This window comes from Thiobaca trueperi (assembly GCF_004342175.1).
GTDB classification, from domain to species: Bacteria; Pseudomonadota; Gammaproteobacteria; order Chromatiales; family Chromatiaceae; genus Thiobaca; species Thiobaca trueperi.
Window position 1 is genome coordinate 281465 of the sequence record NZ_SMAO01000003.1, and the last position, 13140, is coordinate 294604.

The following is a 13140-nucleotide window of genomic DNA, read 5'->3' on the forward strand; positions in this document are numbered from 1 at the left end:
GTATCAGGGTACAACGATGACATCTCCCGCCTGTAATGAGATGTTCTGCTCAAGCAGCTCACCACGCATGACTTTTTTATAATTGAAGGAGATGGAGCGTTGAGCGCCGCTCTCTTTCCGCAGCACCTTGATGTTCTTTTCGTCCGCAAAGGGGGTCAGGCCGCCGGCCATGGCCAATGCCTGCATCACGGTGACATCGCGCGAAACGATGGGAAAATCTCCCGGTTTATTCACGCGACCCGTTACGTAGATCCGGTTGCCCGGAATTTCCTGCAGGGTGACGGTGACAACCGGATCCGGGATGTATTTTGATAATCTTTGCTTGATGGCGCCTGAAAGATCGTCAATCGTCAATCCGCCTGCCTTCAGGTCGCCCGCCAGGGGAAATGAGATCCCTCCATCCGGTCGAACTAAAACCAATTGTTCAAGACCGGGTTCCTGCCACACCGAAACGGACACGATGTCGCCCGGTTGGAGTGTGTAGCCCTGCATCAGATCTGAGCTGTTCGTCGCCAGTGCAGGTATTGCAACTGAGAATACCAAAAAAAGCACTGCAAGTCGTTGAGCGACAGTGGGTCGCCCGCAACGACCATGGGAAATACTCGGTTGCATGGGCCGCTTACCTCGAGTCCTGGATTAACCAAACCTAGATATTTGAAATGAATTGGAAAATTGCTTGGCCGACGGGGATTGTCAAACGCTTGAAACAAACCTTCGATTTCTCAATCGTGGTTCGTGCGGATCGTCAATGCACCCCAAGCGTGTGTGACGTGAATCATTAGATCATCGACCGCTGGGTTTTTCCAGTGTGGTGCGTGCTGATTGATGCGGGGAATGGGTCGGTCAACGCGAAGGCGGATGGCCAAAACGATAGCGGATTCCGGGAAAAGAGGCACAAAAAAGCCCGCTACAGCGGGCTTTTCGGACAGGCCTGAGGGATCGGATTATTTGATCTTGCCTTCCTTGTACATCACGTGCTGGCGAATGACGGGATCAAATTTCTTGATCTCCATCTTGCCAGGCTGATTGCGCTTGTTCTTGGTCGTGGTGTAGAAGTGACCGGTGCCGGCGCTTGAATTCAGGCGGATCTTTTCGCGTGCTGCCTTAGCCATGGATGAGCCCTCCGGTTAGACCTTTTCGCCGCGTGCGCGGATTTCGCCAAGCACGGAGTCAATGCCTTTTTTGTCGATGATGCGCATGCCTTTGGCAGACAGCCGCAGTTTGACAAAGCGTTTCTCCGCCTCGACCCAGAACCGGTGTTCATGAAGGTTGGGTAGAAAACGGCGTTTGGTCTTGTTGTTTGCGTGCGAGACGTTGTTGCCGGTGAGGGGGTGTTTACCGGTAACCTGGCATACCTTGGACATGACGGAGATCCCTGCAAGTCGGCGTGGTGTTTCAGTGCATAAAAGAAGCGGAATTCTAGCACGCGAATTTCAATCGCTGCAAGTGCCGCAAATCTCGGCGGTAAGATCAAACCGCCTCATAGGGCACATAACGTGGCTCGAACATCCGGGCGCGGATGAAGGACTCCAGATCATTCGGACGCTTGATGCCGGCGAGACCTTCGGCGAAGGCGATCTCGCAGACGGCGACCGCGATCTGTACTGAAATCTCGCGGATCAGGGTGAGGTCGGGATAGAGACGACCGACGGACAGGCTGTCTTCGCCGACCAGACTCGCGAGGGTGCAGGCGGCGGCATAGAACATGGAGTCCGTGACCTTCGCGGCGCGGCAACTGATGGCGCCCTGACCCACGCCGGGGAAAATGTACATGTTGTTGCACTGACCCGGCACCAGCAGGCGTCCGCCGCGCGTGATGGGATCGAAGGGGCTGCCGCTGGCGAAGAGCGCGGCGCCGTCGGTCCAGGCATAGGCCTGGTCGGCGGTACATTCGGCCTTGCTGGTCGGGTTCGACAGCGGAAAGACGATCGGGCGCTCGCAATGGCGGTGCATCTCCCGGATCGCCGCCTCGCTGAAGCTGCCGGCCTGACCGCAGACACCGATGAGCACGGTCGGCTTGATGGTGCGGATGACATCGAGCAGGTCCGCAATCGGTGCCGAATCCTGCGCAAAGGGGCGTTTGTGCTCGGAGAGGCTGTCGAAACGGTCGAGCGTCACCAGACCCTGCGAGTCGAGGGTCCAGATCTGACGCCGCGCCGCCTCCAGGCTTAAGCCCCCTTCGGCCATCATGCCGGCGACGATGGTATCGGCAATGCCGCGCGCCGCCGATCCGGCGCCCAGAAAGACCACCCGCTGCTCGGCCAGTTTCTGTCCGGTGATGCGCAGTGCGCTGAGGATGCCGGCAAGGGTGACGGCCCCGGTGCCCTGGATGTCGTCGTTGAAGCAGAGCACCTGATCGCGATAGCGGGCGAGCAGCCGGAATGCCTGGTCGTTGGAGAAATCCTCGAACTGGATCAGCGCGTGCGGCCAGCGGGCATGCACGGCGCGGACGAAGGCATCGACGACCTCATCATAAGCCGGGCCGGTCAGACGTTCGGCGCGGCGTCCGAGATAGAGCGGGTCGTCACGCAGCGCGCGGTTGCCCGTCCCCACATCGAGCATGACCGGCAGGGTGCGCGGCGGATGGAAACCGGCGCCGACCACATAGAGCGAGAGCTTGCCAATGGGGATGCCCATCCCGTTGGCGCCCAGGTCGCCGAGCCCGAGGATGCGGCTGCCATCGGTGACGACGACGATCTCGACCTCGTCCTCGGGCCAGTTGTGGACCATCGAGTCGAAATGGGCGATCTCGGCGGCGCCGAAATACATGCCGCGCGCACGCTGGTAGATATGCGCGAACTGGCTGCACGCCTGACCGACCACCGGGGTATAGATCACTGGGGTCAATTCGTTGATGTGCGACAGCAGCACCCGGTAATAGAGCGTTTCGTTGCGGTCGTGCAGGGTCTCCAGATAGCTGTAGCGGTCCAGATCGCTGTACTGGCGGTGAAAATTCTCCATGATCCGGCTGGCCTGATCGTCGATGCTGACCACTTGCGGCGGCACCAGCCCGCGCAGACCCAGCGCGTCGCGCTCGCTGTCGGGAAAACCGGTGCCCTTGTTCAGCAGGGGATCGTGGACGAGCTCCAGCCCGCGCTTGCGCACCGGGAGTACCGGCGCATCGGGGGAGTCAGTCACATGGTGTTCGAAGGGTCTGGACATGGTCAGGTCTATCGGCGGTTGGCGAATGAACAGGGTTGCCCATTCTACTCCCGCTTTGCCGGGGCGCCATGTCGGTTGATGGCCGCCAGCCGATCTGGCAGGGCGCGCGGCTTTATTACGAATTGTTGACACTTGCTGCGGCCAGATCGGCTAAATTAACACCGTTTTGTCCCTACAAAAAAAGAGTTGATACGCCGGTTTCTACTCGACATTCAAGGTCGTCCGCCACCCGTCATGACTCATCGCCCATTCGTTGCTCGGACCTGCCGTCAGGCGCAGGCCGCGCTGTCCGCATCCTTTCACCGTTCCATGAGGAATCCCGGATGCCGTTGATCGCCCTATTGATCCTTTTTCCACTCTGCGCAGGGCTGGCTGTGCTCTCCACGCGTGACATCGAGCAGCGCGAGAATCTCGTGCGCTGGCTGGCCTATGGGCTCGGCGGCGCCACCCTGCTGCTGGCGCTGCTCCATTTCCGCACGGAACCAGAATTTTTTACGCTCGGTCAGGGGCTGACCGGTGCGCTGGACAACCTCTTCATGCTGGGTGGGATCGCGGTCTCGCTCTATCTGCTCTATGCCTGTCGGCAGATCAAGGGACGCGAATGGTATATCCCGGTCCTGTTGCTGGTGCAGATGGGTCTGATGCTGTTCGTCGAACTGGCCCCCGAGCATCCCGTCGTGGCGCGGCCCTTCTATCTCGACAGCTTCTCGGTCCTGATGGCGCTCATTGTCGGCGTGATCGGCGGTCTGATCTGCATCCATGCCGTCCGTTACATGCACGACTATCACGCGCATGGTCATGGGGCGCAGGAGGCGAAGACGACCTGCCCCGAACGGCGGCGGCGCTCGTTCTTTTTCATGCTGTTCGTCTTTCTGGCCGCGATGTTCGGCATCGTCTTCTCCAACCATCTGCTCTGGCTGTTCTTCTTCTGGGAGGTGACGACACTCTGCTCCTTCTGGCTGATCGCTTACTCGGGGACGGATGAGGCGGTGCGCAACGGTTTTCGCGCGCTCGGCATCAATCTCATCGGCGGCGTCTCCTTTGCCGGCGCGCTGGTCTGGCTGACCCATGGGCCGGGACTGCATACCTGGGAGCTGGATCAACTGGTTGCCGCTGGCAGTGCGCTGGCGCTCATTCCGGCGGTGCTGATCGCGGTCGCGGGTCTGACCAAATCGGCGCAGATGCCCTTCTCGTCCTGGCTGCTGGGGGCGATGGTCGCGCCGACCCCAGTCTCCGCACTGCTGCATTCGAGCACTCTGGTCAAGGCCGGCGTCTTCCTGCTGGTCAAGCTCGCGCCGGTCTTCCACAATACCTACGCCGGACTGCTGCTGTCGCTGATCGGCGGCCTGACCTTCCTGGTCACCTCGCTGATCGCGATCAATCAGCGTAGCGCCAAGCTGGTGCTGGCCTATTCGACCATCGCCAATCTGGGGCTGATCGTCATGTGCGTCGGCATCGGCACGGCGGCGACCCTGTGGGCGGCGATCCTGCTGATCGTCTTCCACGCCGTCGCCAAGGCGCTGCTGTTTCTCGCCGCCGGGACCACCGCGCATCTCATCGGCGGGCGCGACATCGAAGATATGGAAGGACTGGTCTATCGCCGTCCGGCCCTGGCTGCCGCGATGCTGATCGGCATCCTCGGCATGTTCCTCGCGCCCTTCGGCATGCTCCTGAGCAAATACGCCACCCTGCAAGCCTTCCTCACTGTGGAAGTGCTGCCGCTGGGCGGCGTGCTGCTCGCGGTCATCATCGTCTTCGGCAGTGCCCCAACGCTCTTTTTCTGGAGCAAATGGATGGGCAAGCTGGTGGCCGTGCCACGCCGTCCGCAGCCGAGCGAACTGCCGCTGCCGCGCGACGAGGCCATTGCACTCTTCTCGCTCGCGGCACTGACGACGCTGGCCTGTGCGCTCTTCCCGCTGATCGACTGGCTTTTCATTCATCCCTATACCGGCTCGCTGATTGGCGCCGGACTGATCCCGGCGCTGGACGGGCATCTGCCATGGGAGACCATTGCGACCATGAGCTTCATGCTGGCCGCGCTCTTTCTGCTGCCCATCCTCTTCTGGCTGCGCCCGCCGCAGTTCCAGGCGTCGAGCGGCTATCTGAGCGGCGCCAATGTGGACGGCAGCGCCTCCTATCGCGGCGCGATGGGCGCCGAACGCGAGGTCGCCAGCCGCAGCTATTTCCTCACCGATTTCATCCGCGAGGGGATGCTGACCCGTGTCGGTCTGCTCGGCTCCGGATGTCTGCTGATCCTGATGATGCTGACGGGGGCGATCCGATGACCGCGCACGCCTGGACCCTGGCCTTTGCCTTTCTCATCCTGGGGCCGCTGCTCGGCGCCCTGCTGGCCGGACTCGACCGCATCCTGACTGCGCGGATGCAGTCCCGGCGCGGGCCGCCGCTGCTGCAACCCATCTACGACGTGCTTAAGCTGTTCGAGAAGGACACCCTGGTCGTCACCTCGCTGCAGACACTCTATCTCTGGGGCTTTCTGCTGTTCATGGCGATTTCGGGATTCATCCTCTTTCTCGGCGGCGATCTGCTGCTGAGTCTGTTCGCACTCGCGGTATCGGGGATCCTGCTCTGTCTCGCCGCCTATGCGACCAATTCGCCCTACAGCAACATCGGCTCTTCGCGCGAGCTGATGCTGATGATGGCCTATGAGCCGATGCTGCTGATCGTCCCGCTCGGCTTTTTTCTGGTGACCGGCAGTTTCCGCGTCTCCGACATCATCGCTGGCGAGCCCTGGCAGGTGCTGGAGCTTGGCGGCATTCTGATCGGCTTTCTCTTCATCCTCACCATCAAGCTGCGCAAATCGCCTTTCGATCTCAGCTCGTCGCACCATGGCCATCAGGAACTGGTCAAGGGTCTCACCACCGACTTCTCAGGCAGCGATCTGGCGCTGGTCGAGATTGGTCACTGGTACGAGAACGTCATCCTGCTCGGCTGGCTCTATCTCTTCTTCGCCCCGCTGGGCGTGGCCTGGGCGCTGCCGATCTCGCTCATTCTCTTTTTCGGCGAGGTGCTGGTCGATAACACCCATGCGCGGCTCAAATGGGCGCCCACGCTCAGGTTGTCCTGGTGGGTCACGGGCCTGTTTGGCGTGACCAATCTCGTGCTGCTGTCGCTGTTTGCTTAGGTTTTCAAGCGGGTAACTAGACGATGTCTTTCATCACAAAATCCCCCTGGATCCTGCATTACGCAGCGACCAGTTGCAACGGCTGCGATATTGAGCTGCTGGCCTGCCTGACGCCGCATTACGACGTGGAGCGGTTCGGCATCGTCAATACCGGCAATCCCAAGCACGCCGACATCTTTCTCGTCACCGGCTCGGTGAACGAGGAGTCGCGCAAGGTGGTCGAGAATCTCTATGCGCAGATGCCCGACCCCAAGGCCGTGGTCGCCATTGGCGCCTGCGCACTCAGCGGCGGCATCTTCCGCGATGCCTACAATGTCTATGGCGGCATCGACAAGGTCATTCCGGTCGATGTCTATGTCCCCGGCTGCGCCGCGCGCCCCGAGGCAATCATCGATGGGGTCGTGCAGGCGCTCGCCATCCTGGACGAGCGGGCGAAAGAGCGTAAACGTCAACGTAAAATGGTGGCAGCATGAGTCTGGGCGAACCGTTCGAGGATCTCGAACTCGATCAATGGGTGACGACCGCCGTCCGCCATCAGTCTGAGGGCTTTCGTCTGGTGCAGATGACCGGCACCGCGCGTGCGGATCATTTCGAGATCATGGTCAGTTACGACAAAGATTATCGCTGCGTGAATTACCGCACCCGCATTCCGCGCGACCACCCGGAACTGCCCAGCCTGAGCGCCATCTTTCCCGCCGCTTTCACCTATGAAAACGAACTCAAGGATCTGTTCGGCGTGGTCGTACCGGGTCTGACGCTCGATTATGGCGGAAACTTTCTGCGCACCAAGACCAAGATCGCCTTTTCCGGCGAGGTCGTGGTGAAAAAAGGCGCCGCGACAGCCACCAAAGCCGGTCAGGAGGTCTGAGTCATGTCCAATACCATCGTCCCCTTCGGCCCGCAGCATCCGGTCCTGCCCGAGCCCATCCATCTCGATCTCGAACTCGACGACGAGCGGGTCGTGCAGGCGCTGCCGTCCATCGGCTATGTGCATCGCGGGCTCGAACTGCTCGCCGAGCGTCATGACTTCACCGAGATGGCGCAGGTCGCCGAGCGCATCTGCGGCATTTGCAGCTTCATCCACAGTCAGGGCTACTGTCAGGGCATCGAACAGCTTCTGGGCATCGAGGCGCCGCCGCGCGCCGCCTATCTGCGCACCGTCTGGGCCGAACTGTCGCGGATCCAGAGCCATCTGCTGTGGCTGGGACTGGCTGCCGACGCCTTCGGCTTCGAGAGCCTCTTCATGCAGAGCTGGCGCATCCGCGAGGCGATCGTCGATATCATTGAAGAGACCACCGGCGGACGGGTCATCTTCGGCACCTGCAAGGTCGGCGGTATCCGCAAGGATCTCGATGCCGACACCGTGCAGCGGGTGCGCCAGCGTTTGCGCGACATCGAAACCGGCTACGATGAACTGGCGACGATCTTTCGCCGCGATCCCACCGTCAAACAGCGCACCGTCGGCGTCGGTCTGCTCAGTGGCGAGGACGCCTATGCGCTCGGCGCCGTCGGGCCGGTGATCCGCGCCAGCGGCATCGTGCGCGACACCCGGAAGCTCGGCTATGCCGCCTACGGCGAACTCGACTGGGAGCCGATCGTCGAGCAGGCGGGCGACTGCTACGCCCGCTGCGAGGTGCGTCTGCGCGAGATCAGCCAGTCGTTCGATCTCATCGCCCAGTGTCTCGACCGTCTGCCGTCAGGCGAGATCGAGGTCTCGGCGAAAGGCAAAAGGCCCAAGGGCGAGGCCATGTTTCGGCTCGAACAGCCGCGCGGCGAGGTCTGTTATTACATGCAGGCCAACGGCCAGAAAAACCTGGAACGCTTCCGCGTCCGCACCCCGACCTTCGCCAACATCGCCCCGCTGGTGCACATGCTCAAAGGAAGCGAACTGGCCGACGTGCCGGTCATCGTGCTGACCATCGATCCCTGCGTGAGCTGTAACGAGAGGTAACGCCATGTCCTGGTTCCCCATCTCCACGCTGGTGACCCGGAACGCCATGCAGCGTCCCGCGACCCGGCTCTATCCATTCGAGCAGCGCACGCCCTATGCCCGCACGCGCGGGCATGTCGCGTTCGCCATCGACAACTGCGATTTCTGCACCGTCTGCGCCGTCAAATGCCCGACCCGCGCCATCGTCGCCAGCAAAAAAGACCGGACCTGGGCCATCGACCACAGTCTCTGCATCCTCTGCGAGAACTGCATTGAGGGTTGCCGCGAAGGCTGCATCACCCTGAGCGACAAGCCCTGGCCGCCGATGCTGGCCAAGGATGTGCTCGGTTTTCGGCAGGCATTCGAGTCGCCTGCTGTTTAAGGCGGTTTCCAGGATACGTCAGACATCAGGCCCGCGCCGCAAGACGACGGGCCTGTGTCATTGCCGCTACATCATTCCCAGGTAGGTCGGCAGCCAGATCGACATCGTCGGCCAGTAGGTGACGAGCATCAGGAAGCAGAGCATCGCCAGCAGCCAGGGCCAGACGGCGACGGTCAGTTCGGTGATGCCCATCTTGGTGATGCCCGAGGCGACATAGAGATTGAGCCCCACCGGCGGGTGACACATGCCGATCTCCATGTTCACCACCATCACGATGCCGAAATGCACCGGATCGATCCCGAGCGCCATCGCTACTGGAAAGAGGATCGGCGCAAAGATGAGCACGATGGAGGTCGGCTCCATGAAGTTGCCAGCTGCCAGCAGCAGGACGTTGACCGCCAGCAGGAAGCCGATCGGCCCCAATCCCTGCGCCAGCATCCAGTCGGCGAGCGTCTGCGGGATGTTCTCGTTGGTGAGGATGAATGAGAACATCACGGCGTTGGTGATGATGTAGAGCAGCATGGCGCTCATGTTCGCCGAGTTCAGCAGCACACGCGGCACGTCCTTGAGTTGCATGTCCTTGTAGATGAAGACGGCGACGATGAAGGCATAGACCGCGCTCATGGCGGCGGCCTCGGTCGGGGTGAAGAGTCCGGCATAGATACCGCCCATCACGATGACGATCAGCATCAGACCCCAGATCGACTCGCGGAAGGTGCGCCAGCGCTCGCCGAAACTCGCCTTGGGCATACGCGGATAGCCGAATTTGCGTGCCCGCCACCAGGTCACGCCGCCCAGTACGGCGGCGAGTCCGATGCCCGGAATCACGCCCGCCATGAACATGGCGCCGACCGAGGTGTTGGTCGCCACTGCGTACATCACCATCACGATGGACGGCGGGATGAGGATGCCGAGCGCGCCCGAGGTGGTGACGATACCGGCGCCGAATTTGCGGGGAAAACCGGCCTTGAGCATCGCCGGCAGCAGGATCGAGCCGATCGCCACCACGGTCGCCGGACTGGAGCCCGAGACCGCCGCGAAGAGCGCGCAGGCCGCGACGCCGGCCAGACCCAGCCCGCCGTACCAGTGTCCGACCATCGCCGAGGCGAAGGCGATCATGCGTCGCGCCACCCCGCCGTGGGTCAGAAAATTACCGGCGAGGATGAAGAAGGGGATCGCCATGATCTCGAACTTCTCGATGCCGGTGAAGAGCTTGAGCGCCACGGATTCGAGCGGCACCTGGGTCATGGTGAAGAGGAAGGTGAGCACGGTCAGACCGAGCGCGATGGAAATCGGCATCCCGGTCAGCATGAGCAGGGTCAGGATACCGAAGATGATGAGTGCGCTCATGACTGGCGGTCCTCGCGGTCGGCGCCGTCCTGGCGGTCGGACTCGCCCAGGGATGGATGTTTGAGATCGCGGTAATGCAGGTTGTCGTCCATGTCGTAGACGTTCACATCCACCGGCACGGTTTCTTCGGCCAGACCTTCGACATGGCCGTGGTCATGCTGCGGCAGTTCGCCGGTGCGGAGGAAGCTGTAAGCCACCTGCAGAAAGCGGAAGCACATGAGGGTCGAGCCCAGCGGCACCGCCAGATAGACGAGCCAGGTCGGCCATTCGAGATCGGGCGTGGTCGGGCCTTCCGGGAGGTCGCCGGTCTCCAGACCAAAGAGATTCAGCGTGGCGTAATGCGCACCGTTTTCCCAGATGAAGCGGGCGCCGAGCGTGGCGACGATGGCGGTGAAGATTGCGCCGGCCAGCAGGCCGAAGAGGATGATTTTGGCGCGCCGGCTGTCCGAGAGACGGTTGATCAGCACATCGACGCCGACATGGATGCCGGTTCGTACCCCGTAGGCGGCGCCGAATTTGGCCATCCAGACGAAAAGGATGATGCAGAGTTCCTGAGTCCAGCCGAAGTCGAGCGACAGCAGCCAGTCCTGCACGACGGGAATGTCATAGCCGGAGGCATAACGGTGCAGGACCGAGGCGAAGACGATCAGGGTCGCGCTGCCCATGAACAGAATCACGAGCCATTCTTCAAGATGATCGAGCAGTTTCATGCGTGGATGCTCCAATTTAAACCGCATTCAAAAAAAATGACGGGCGACATTTCGAGCCATGACTCGAAACGCCGCCCGTCACTCTTGACGCCGTTTAAAGCGAGTCGGGCTTGAAGCCGGTTGCCTGATAGATGTCCTGAATCAGCTTCTTGCCGACGCGCGGGGCCATTTTTTCGTGCACCGGCACCAGCTTGAGTTTGAAGGCCAGCTTCTCTTCGTCAGTGGGCTTATAGATCTTGGTCTTGCCGCTCGCCTCAATGCCGGCCAGCGCCTGATCGTTTTCTTCCTTGGCGATCTTGTTTGCCAGTTCGGTGGCTTCGTCCATGGCCTGGTTCAACTGCTTGCGGATGTCATCCGGCAGACCTTCCCAGAATTTTTTGTTGACGATGACCGCATAGCCCAGATAGCCGTGCTGGGTCAGGGTCAGGTCGGATTGCACCTCATGCATCTTCTGGGTGTACATGTTGGACGGCGGGTTTTCGGTGCCATCCACCACGCCGGTGTCGAGCGCCTGATACACCTCGGAGAACGCCATGACCTGCGGCAGCGCGCCGAGCGCCTTCATCTGCGCTTCGAGCACCTTGGACGACTGGATACGGAATTTCTTGCCCTTCATGTCATCGGGCGTCTTGATCGGGAAATTGGCCGAGAAGGACTTGAAGCCATTGTCCCAGTAAGCCAGACCGACGATGCCCTTGGGCTCCAGCTTTTTGAGGATCGACTTGCCGATCTCGCCCTGAGTGACCGTGTGCAGATCGTCATAGTCGGTGAAGATGTAGGGCAGGTCGAAGGCCTCGAAGTCCTTGACGCCCAGCGGGCCGAACTTGGCCAGCGAAGGGGCGAGCATCTGCACCGCGCCGATCTGGAGCGCCTCCATTTCCTCTTTGTCTTTGTAGAGCTGGCTGTTGGCATAGACCTCGACCTTGACCTTGTCTCCGGTCAGCTCGGCGGCGCGCTTGGCGAAGAAATCGGCGGCTTTTCCCTTTGGTGTGTCCGATGCGACCACATGGCTGAACTTGATGACGATCGGCTGATCGGCGGCCTGGACAGCGCTTGCTGCGCCAATGGAGAGCGCCAGGCCGAGTATCAGGACGGGAAATTTCATGCTGTACCCCTCATCATTTGAAATAGTCTTTCGTTAGGCTATAGAATTCAACGTCATGTGACGAAGAACCCGTTGCAGACTACACGTCCGTTGGGCTGCCTTCAAGACAGGGGAACCTCTCGCCAGACGCGTGGGCATCCGGCCGCGATTGCGGCATCCGCAGGCTCTGTTGCTCGAACTGCCCATTTTTCAGGAATCTCCGATGTTCAAATCCGGCTTCATCCGTTCCAAGGTTGCAGGCGCCCGTGGCTGGTCTGCCATCGCCCTGACGATCCTCTCGCTGACTGCCTGTGGAGAGCGGGCAGCGCCTCTGATCGAAATCGATGGCCCGACGATGGGTACCTACTATTCGGTCAAGATCGCCCGCCCACCCGCCGGCCTGACCACCGAAGGTTTGAAACCGGGACTGGAAGCCGTGCTTGATCAGGTGATCGCTGAAATTTCGACCTATGACGAAACCTCCGAATTGTCGCGGCTCAACCGCAATCCGAGCACCGACTGGATTCCGGTCTCGCCCAATCTCTATGCCGTCATCGCCGAAGGTCAGCGCATCGCCGCACTGACCGATGGCGCCTTTGACATCACCATCGGACCGCTGGTCAATCTCTGGGGCTTTGGTCCCGAGTCACGGCCCGAGACGGTGCCGAGCGCCGAGCAGATCCAGGCGGCGCGTGAGCGGGTTGGCTGGCAGAAGCTGGAACTGCGCGCCTCGCCACCGGCGGTACGCAAGGCGCGCGCCGATCTCTATATCGACCTCTCCGCCTTGGGGGAAGGGGAGGGGGCCGATCGGCTCGCGGTCTGGCTGGATGGGCAGGGCGTGACGGATTACATGATCGCGGTGGCCGGCGCCATCCGCGCCAAAGGGCTCAATGCCAAAGGCCAGCCGTGGGCGATTGCGATTGAAGAACCGCGCCCCGACCGGCGCGCCGTGCATCGCATCATTCCGGTCTCGGATCGGGCGCTCTCGACCTCGGGCGACTATCGCAATTTCTTCGAACAGGACGGCAAACGCTATTCGCACGAGATCGACCCCGCCACCGGCGCCCCGGTCGATCGCAATCTGGGCTCGGTCACGGTCGTTGGCGACAGCGGTCGGGTGGTTGATGGTCTGGCGACCGCGCTCATGGTACTCGGCGACCAGCGCGGTCCGGCGCTGGCCGAAGCCCAGGGGCTGGCGGCCTATTTTATCGTCCGCGAGGGCGACGGCCTGCGCGGCTTCGGCACGCCGGGGTTTCAAAGCGAAGTCGAAGGCGATGAACGGGGCGAGTGAAACTGACAGGAACGATTGAACCCAGCCGGACGGGGCATTCGCCCCGTCCGAAACGGTTTGAGCGATGCCGATCTGTCTTCAACACGTAC

At 61.4% G+C, this 13140-nt stretch carries 14 protein-coding genes; 7 read left to right on the forward strand and 7 right to left on the reverse strand.

Annotation, left to right across the window (positions count from 1 at the left end; translation table 11 throughout):
- Positions 1–3: 3 nt before the first annotated feature.
- From EDC35_RS07120 to EDC35_RS07135, 4 genes are all read right to left on the reverse strand, one after another.
- Complete coding sequence (locus EDC35_RS07120; RefSeq protein WP_132976550.1) at positions 4–612, reverse strand: polysaccharide biosynthesis/export family protein; 609 nt, start codon at positions 610–612, stop codon at positions 4–6.
- A gap of 332 nt (positions 613–944) precedes the next feature.
- Positions 945–1112, reverse strand: coding sequence for a 50S ribosomal protein L33 (gene rpmG, locus EDC35_RS07125; protein ID WP_132976551.1), 168 nt, complete (start codon positions 1110–1112; stop codon positions 945–947).
- A 15-nt stretch (positions 1113–1127) separates the two neighbouring features.
- Positions 1128–1364: a 50S ribosomal protein L28 gene (gene rpmB / locus EDC35_RS07130; RefSeq protein ID WP_132976552.1), complete on the reverse strand. Its 237-nt coding sequence runs from the start codon at positions 1362–1364 to the stop codon at positions 1128–1130.
- Positions 1365–1470: 106 nt separating this feature from the next.
- Positions 1471–3162, reverse strand: coding sequence for an NAD-dependent malic enzyme (locus tag EDC35_RS07135; protein WP_132976553.1), 1692 nt, complete (start codon positions 3160–3162; stop codon positions 1471–1473).
- Positions 3163–3536: 374 nt separating this feature from the next.
- Between EDC35_RS07135 and EDC35_RS07140 the strand changes: the two genes are divergently transcribed.
- From EDC35_RS07140 to EDC35_RS07165, 6 genes are read left to right on the forward strand one after another with little or no spacing between them, the layout of a single operon-like run.
- Positions 3537–5447: an NADH-quinone oxidoreductase subunit 5 family protein gene (locus EDC35_RS07140; RefSeq protein WP_243651507.1), complete on the forward strand. Its 1911-nt coding sequence runs from the start codon at positions 3537–3539 to the stop codon at positions 5445–5447.
- Positions 5444–6304, forward strand: coding sequence for a respiratory chain complex I subunit 1 family protein (locus tag EDC35_RS07145; protein WP_132976555.1), 861 nt, complete (start codon positions 5444–5446; stop codon positions 6302–6304). The genes EDC35_RS07140 and EDC35_RS07145 overlap by 4 nt, the downstream gene beginning before the upstream one ends.
- A gap of 23 nt (positions 6305–6327) precedes the next feature.
- The gene (locus EDC35_RS07150; RefSeq protein ID WP_132976556.1) at positions 6328–6777 is read left to right on the forward strand and encodes an NADH-quinone oxidoreductase subunit B family protein; all 450 of its coding nucleotides are present in this window, start codon (positions 6328–6330) and stop codon (positions 6775–6777) included.
- Positions 6774–7172, forward strand: a complete 399-nt coding sequence (locus EDC35_RS07155; protein WP_132976557.1) for an NADH-quinone oxidoreductase subunit C — start codon at positions 6774–6776, stop codon at positions 7170–7172. Before EDC35_RS07150 ends, EDC35_RS07155 begins: the two co-directional genes overlap by 4 nt.
- Positions 7173–7175: 3 nt before the next feature.
- Positions 7176–8255: a hydrogenase large subunit gene (locus tag EDC35_RS07160; protein ID WP_132976558.1), complete on the forward strand. Its 1080-nt coding sequence runs from the start codon at positions 7176–7178 to the stop codon at positions 8253–8255.
- A 4-nt stretch (positions 8256–8259) separates the two neighbouring features.
- Positions 8260–8616, forward strand: a complete 357-nt coding sequence (locus EDC35_RS07165) for a 4Fe-4S dicluster domain-containing protein (RefSeq protein WP_132976559.1) — start codon at positions 8260–8262, stop codon at positions 8614–8616.
- A gap of 66 nt (positions 8617–8682) precedes the next feature.
- Here the strand turns inward: EDC35_RS07165 and EDC35_RS07170 are convergent, their stop codons facing one another.
- From EDC35_RS07170 to EDC35_RS07180, 3 genes are all read right to left on the reverse strand, one after another.
- On the reverse strand, positions 8683–9966 hold the full coding sequence (locus EDC35_RS07170; RefSeq protein ID WP_132976560.1) for a TRAP transporter large permease: 1284 nt from the start codon (positions 9964–9966) through the stop codon (positions 8683–8685).
- On the reverse strand, positions 9963–10676 hold the full coding sequence (locus EDC35_RS07175) for a TRAP transporter small permease (RefSeq protein ID WP_132976561.1): 714 nt from the start codon (positions 10674–10676) through the stop codon (positions 9963–9965). The genes EDC35_RS07170 and EDC35_RS07175 overlap by 4 nt, the downstream gene beginning before the upstream one ends.
- Positions 10677–10770: 94 nt before the next feature.
- A complete protein-coding gene (locus EDC35_RS07180; RefSeq protein ID WP_132976562.1) occupies positions 10771–11781 on the reverse strand; it encodes a TRAP transporter substrate-binding protein in 1011 nt (336 codons plus the stop codon).
- A 202-nt stretch (positions 11782–11983) separates the two neighbouring features.
- Here EDC35_RS07180 and EDC35_RS07185 point away from each other — a divergent pair, with 202 nt between their 5' ends.
- Positions 11984–13051 carry an FAD:protein FMN transferase gene (locus tag EDC35_RS07185; RefSeq protein ID WP_132976563.1) on the forward strand — a complete coding sequence of 356 codons (1068 nt, stop codon included), beginning with the start codon at positions 11984–11986 and terminating at the stop codon, positions 13049–13051.
- Positions 13052–13140: the final 89 nt, after the last annotated feature.

Bases quoted from the DNA above. Each gene is read 5' to 3' on its own strand.
- EDC35_RS07120 (WP_132976550.1), bottom strand. From the start codon at position 612: ATGCAACCGAGTATTTCCCATGGTCGTTGCGGGCGACCCACTGTCGCT.
- rpmG (WP_132976551.1), bottom strand. From the start codon at position 1,112: ATGGCTAAGGCAGCACGCGAAAAGATCCGCCTGAATTCAAGCGCCGGC.
- rpmB (WP_132976552.1), bottom strand. From the start codon at position 1,364: ATGTCCAAGGTATGCCAGGTTACCGGTAAACACCCCCTCACCGGCAAC.
- EDC35_RS07135 (WP_132976553.1), bottom strand. From the start codon at position 3,162: ATGTCCAGACCCTTCGAACACCATGTGACTGACTCCCCCGATGCGCCG.
- EDC35_RS07145 (WP_132976555.1), top strand. From the start codon at position 5,444: ATGACCGCGCACGCCTGGACCCTGGCCTTTGCCTTTCTCATCCTGGGG.
- EDC35_RS07150 (WP_132976556.1), top strand. From the start codon at position 6,328: ATGTCTTTCATCACAAAATCCCCCTGGATCCTGCATTACGCAGCGACC.
- EDC35_RS07155 (WP_132976557.1), top strand. From the start codon at position 6,774: ATGAGTCTGGGCGAACCGTTCGAGGATCTCGAACTCGATCAATGGGTG.
- EDC35_RS07160 (WP_132976558.1), top strand. From the start codon at position 7,176: ATGTCCAATACCATCGTCCCCTTCGGCCCGCAGCATCCGGTCCTGCCC.
- EDC35_RS07165 (WP_132976559.1), top strand. From the start codon at position 8,260: ATGTCCTGGTTCCCCATCTCCACGCTGGTGACCCGGAACGCCATGCAG.
- EDC35_RS07170 (WP_132976560.1), bottom strand. From the start codon at position 9,966: ATGAGCGCACTCATCATCTTCGGTATCCTGACCCTGCTCATGCTGACC.
- EDC35_RS07175 (WP_132976561.1), bottom strand. From the start codon at position 10,676: ATGAAACTGCTCGATCATCTTGAAGAATGGCTCGTGATTCTGTTCATG.
- EDC35_RS07180 (WP_132976562.1), bottom strand. From the start codon at position 11,781: ATGAAATTTCCCGTCCTGATACTCGGCCTGGCGCTCTCCATTGGCGCA.
- EDC35_RS07185 (WP_132976563.1), top strand. From the start codon at position 11,984: ATGTTCAAATCCGGCTTCATCCGTTCCAAGGTTGCAGGCGCCCGTGGC.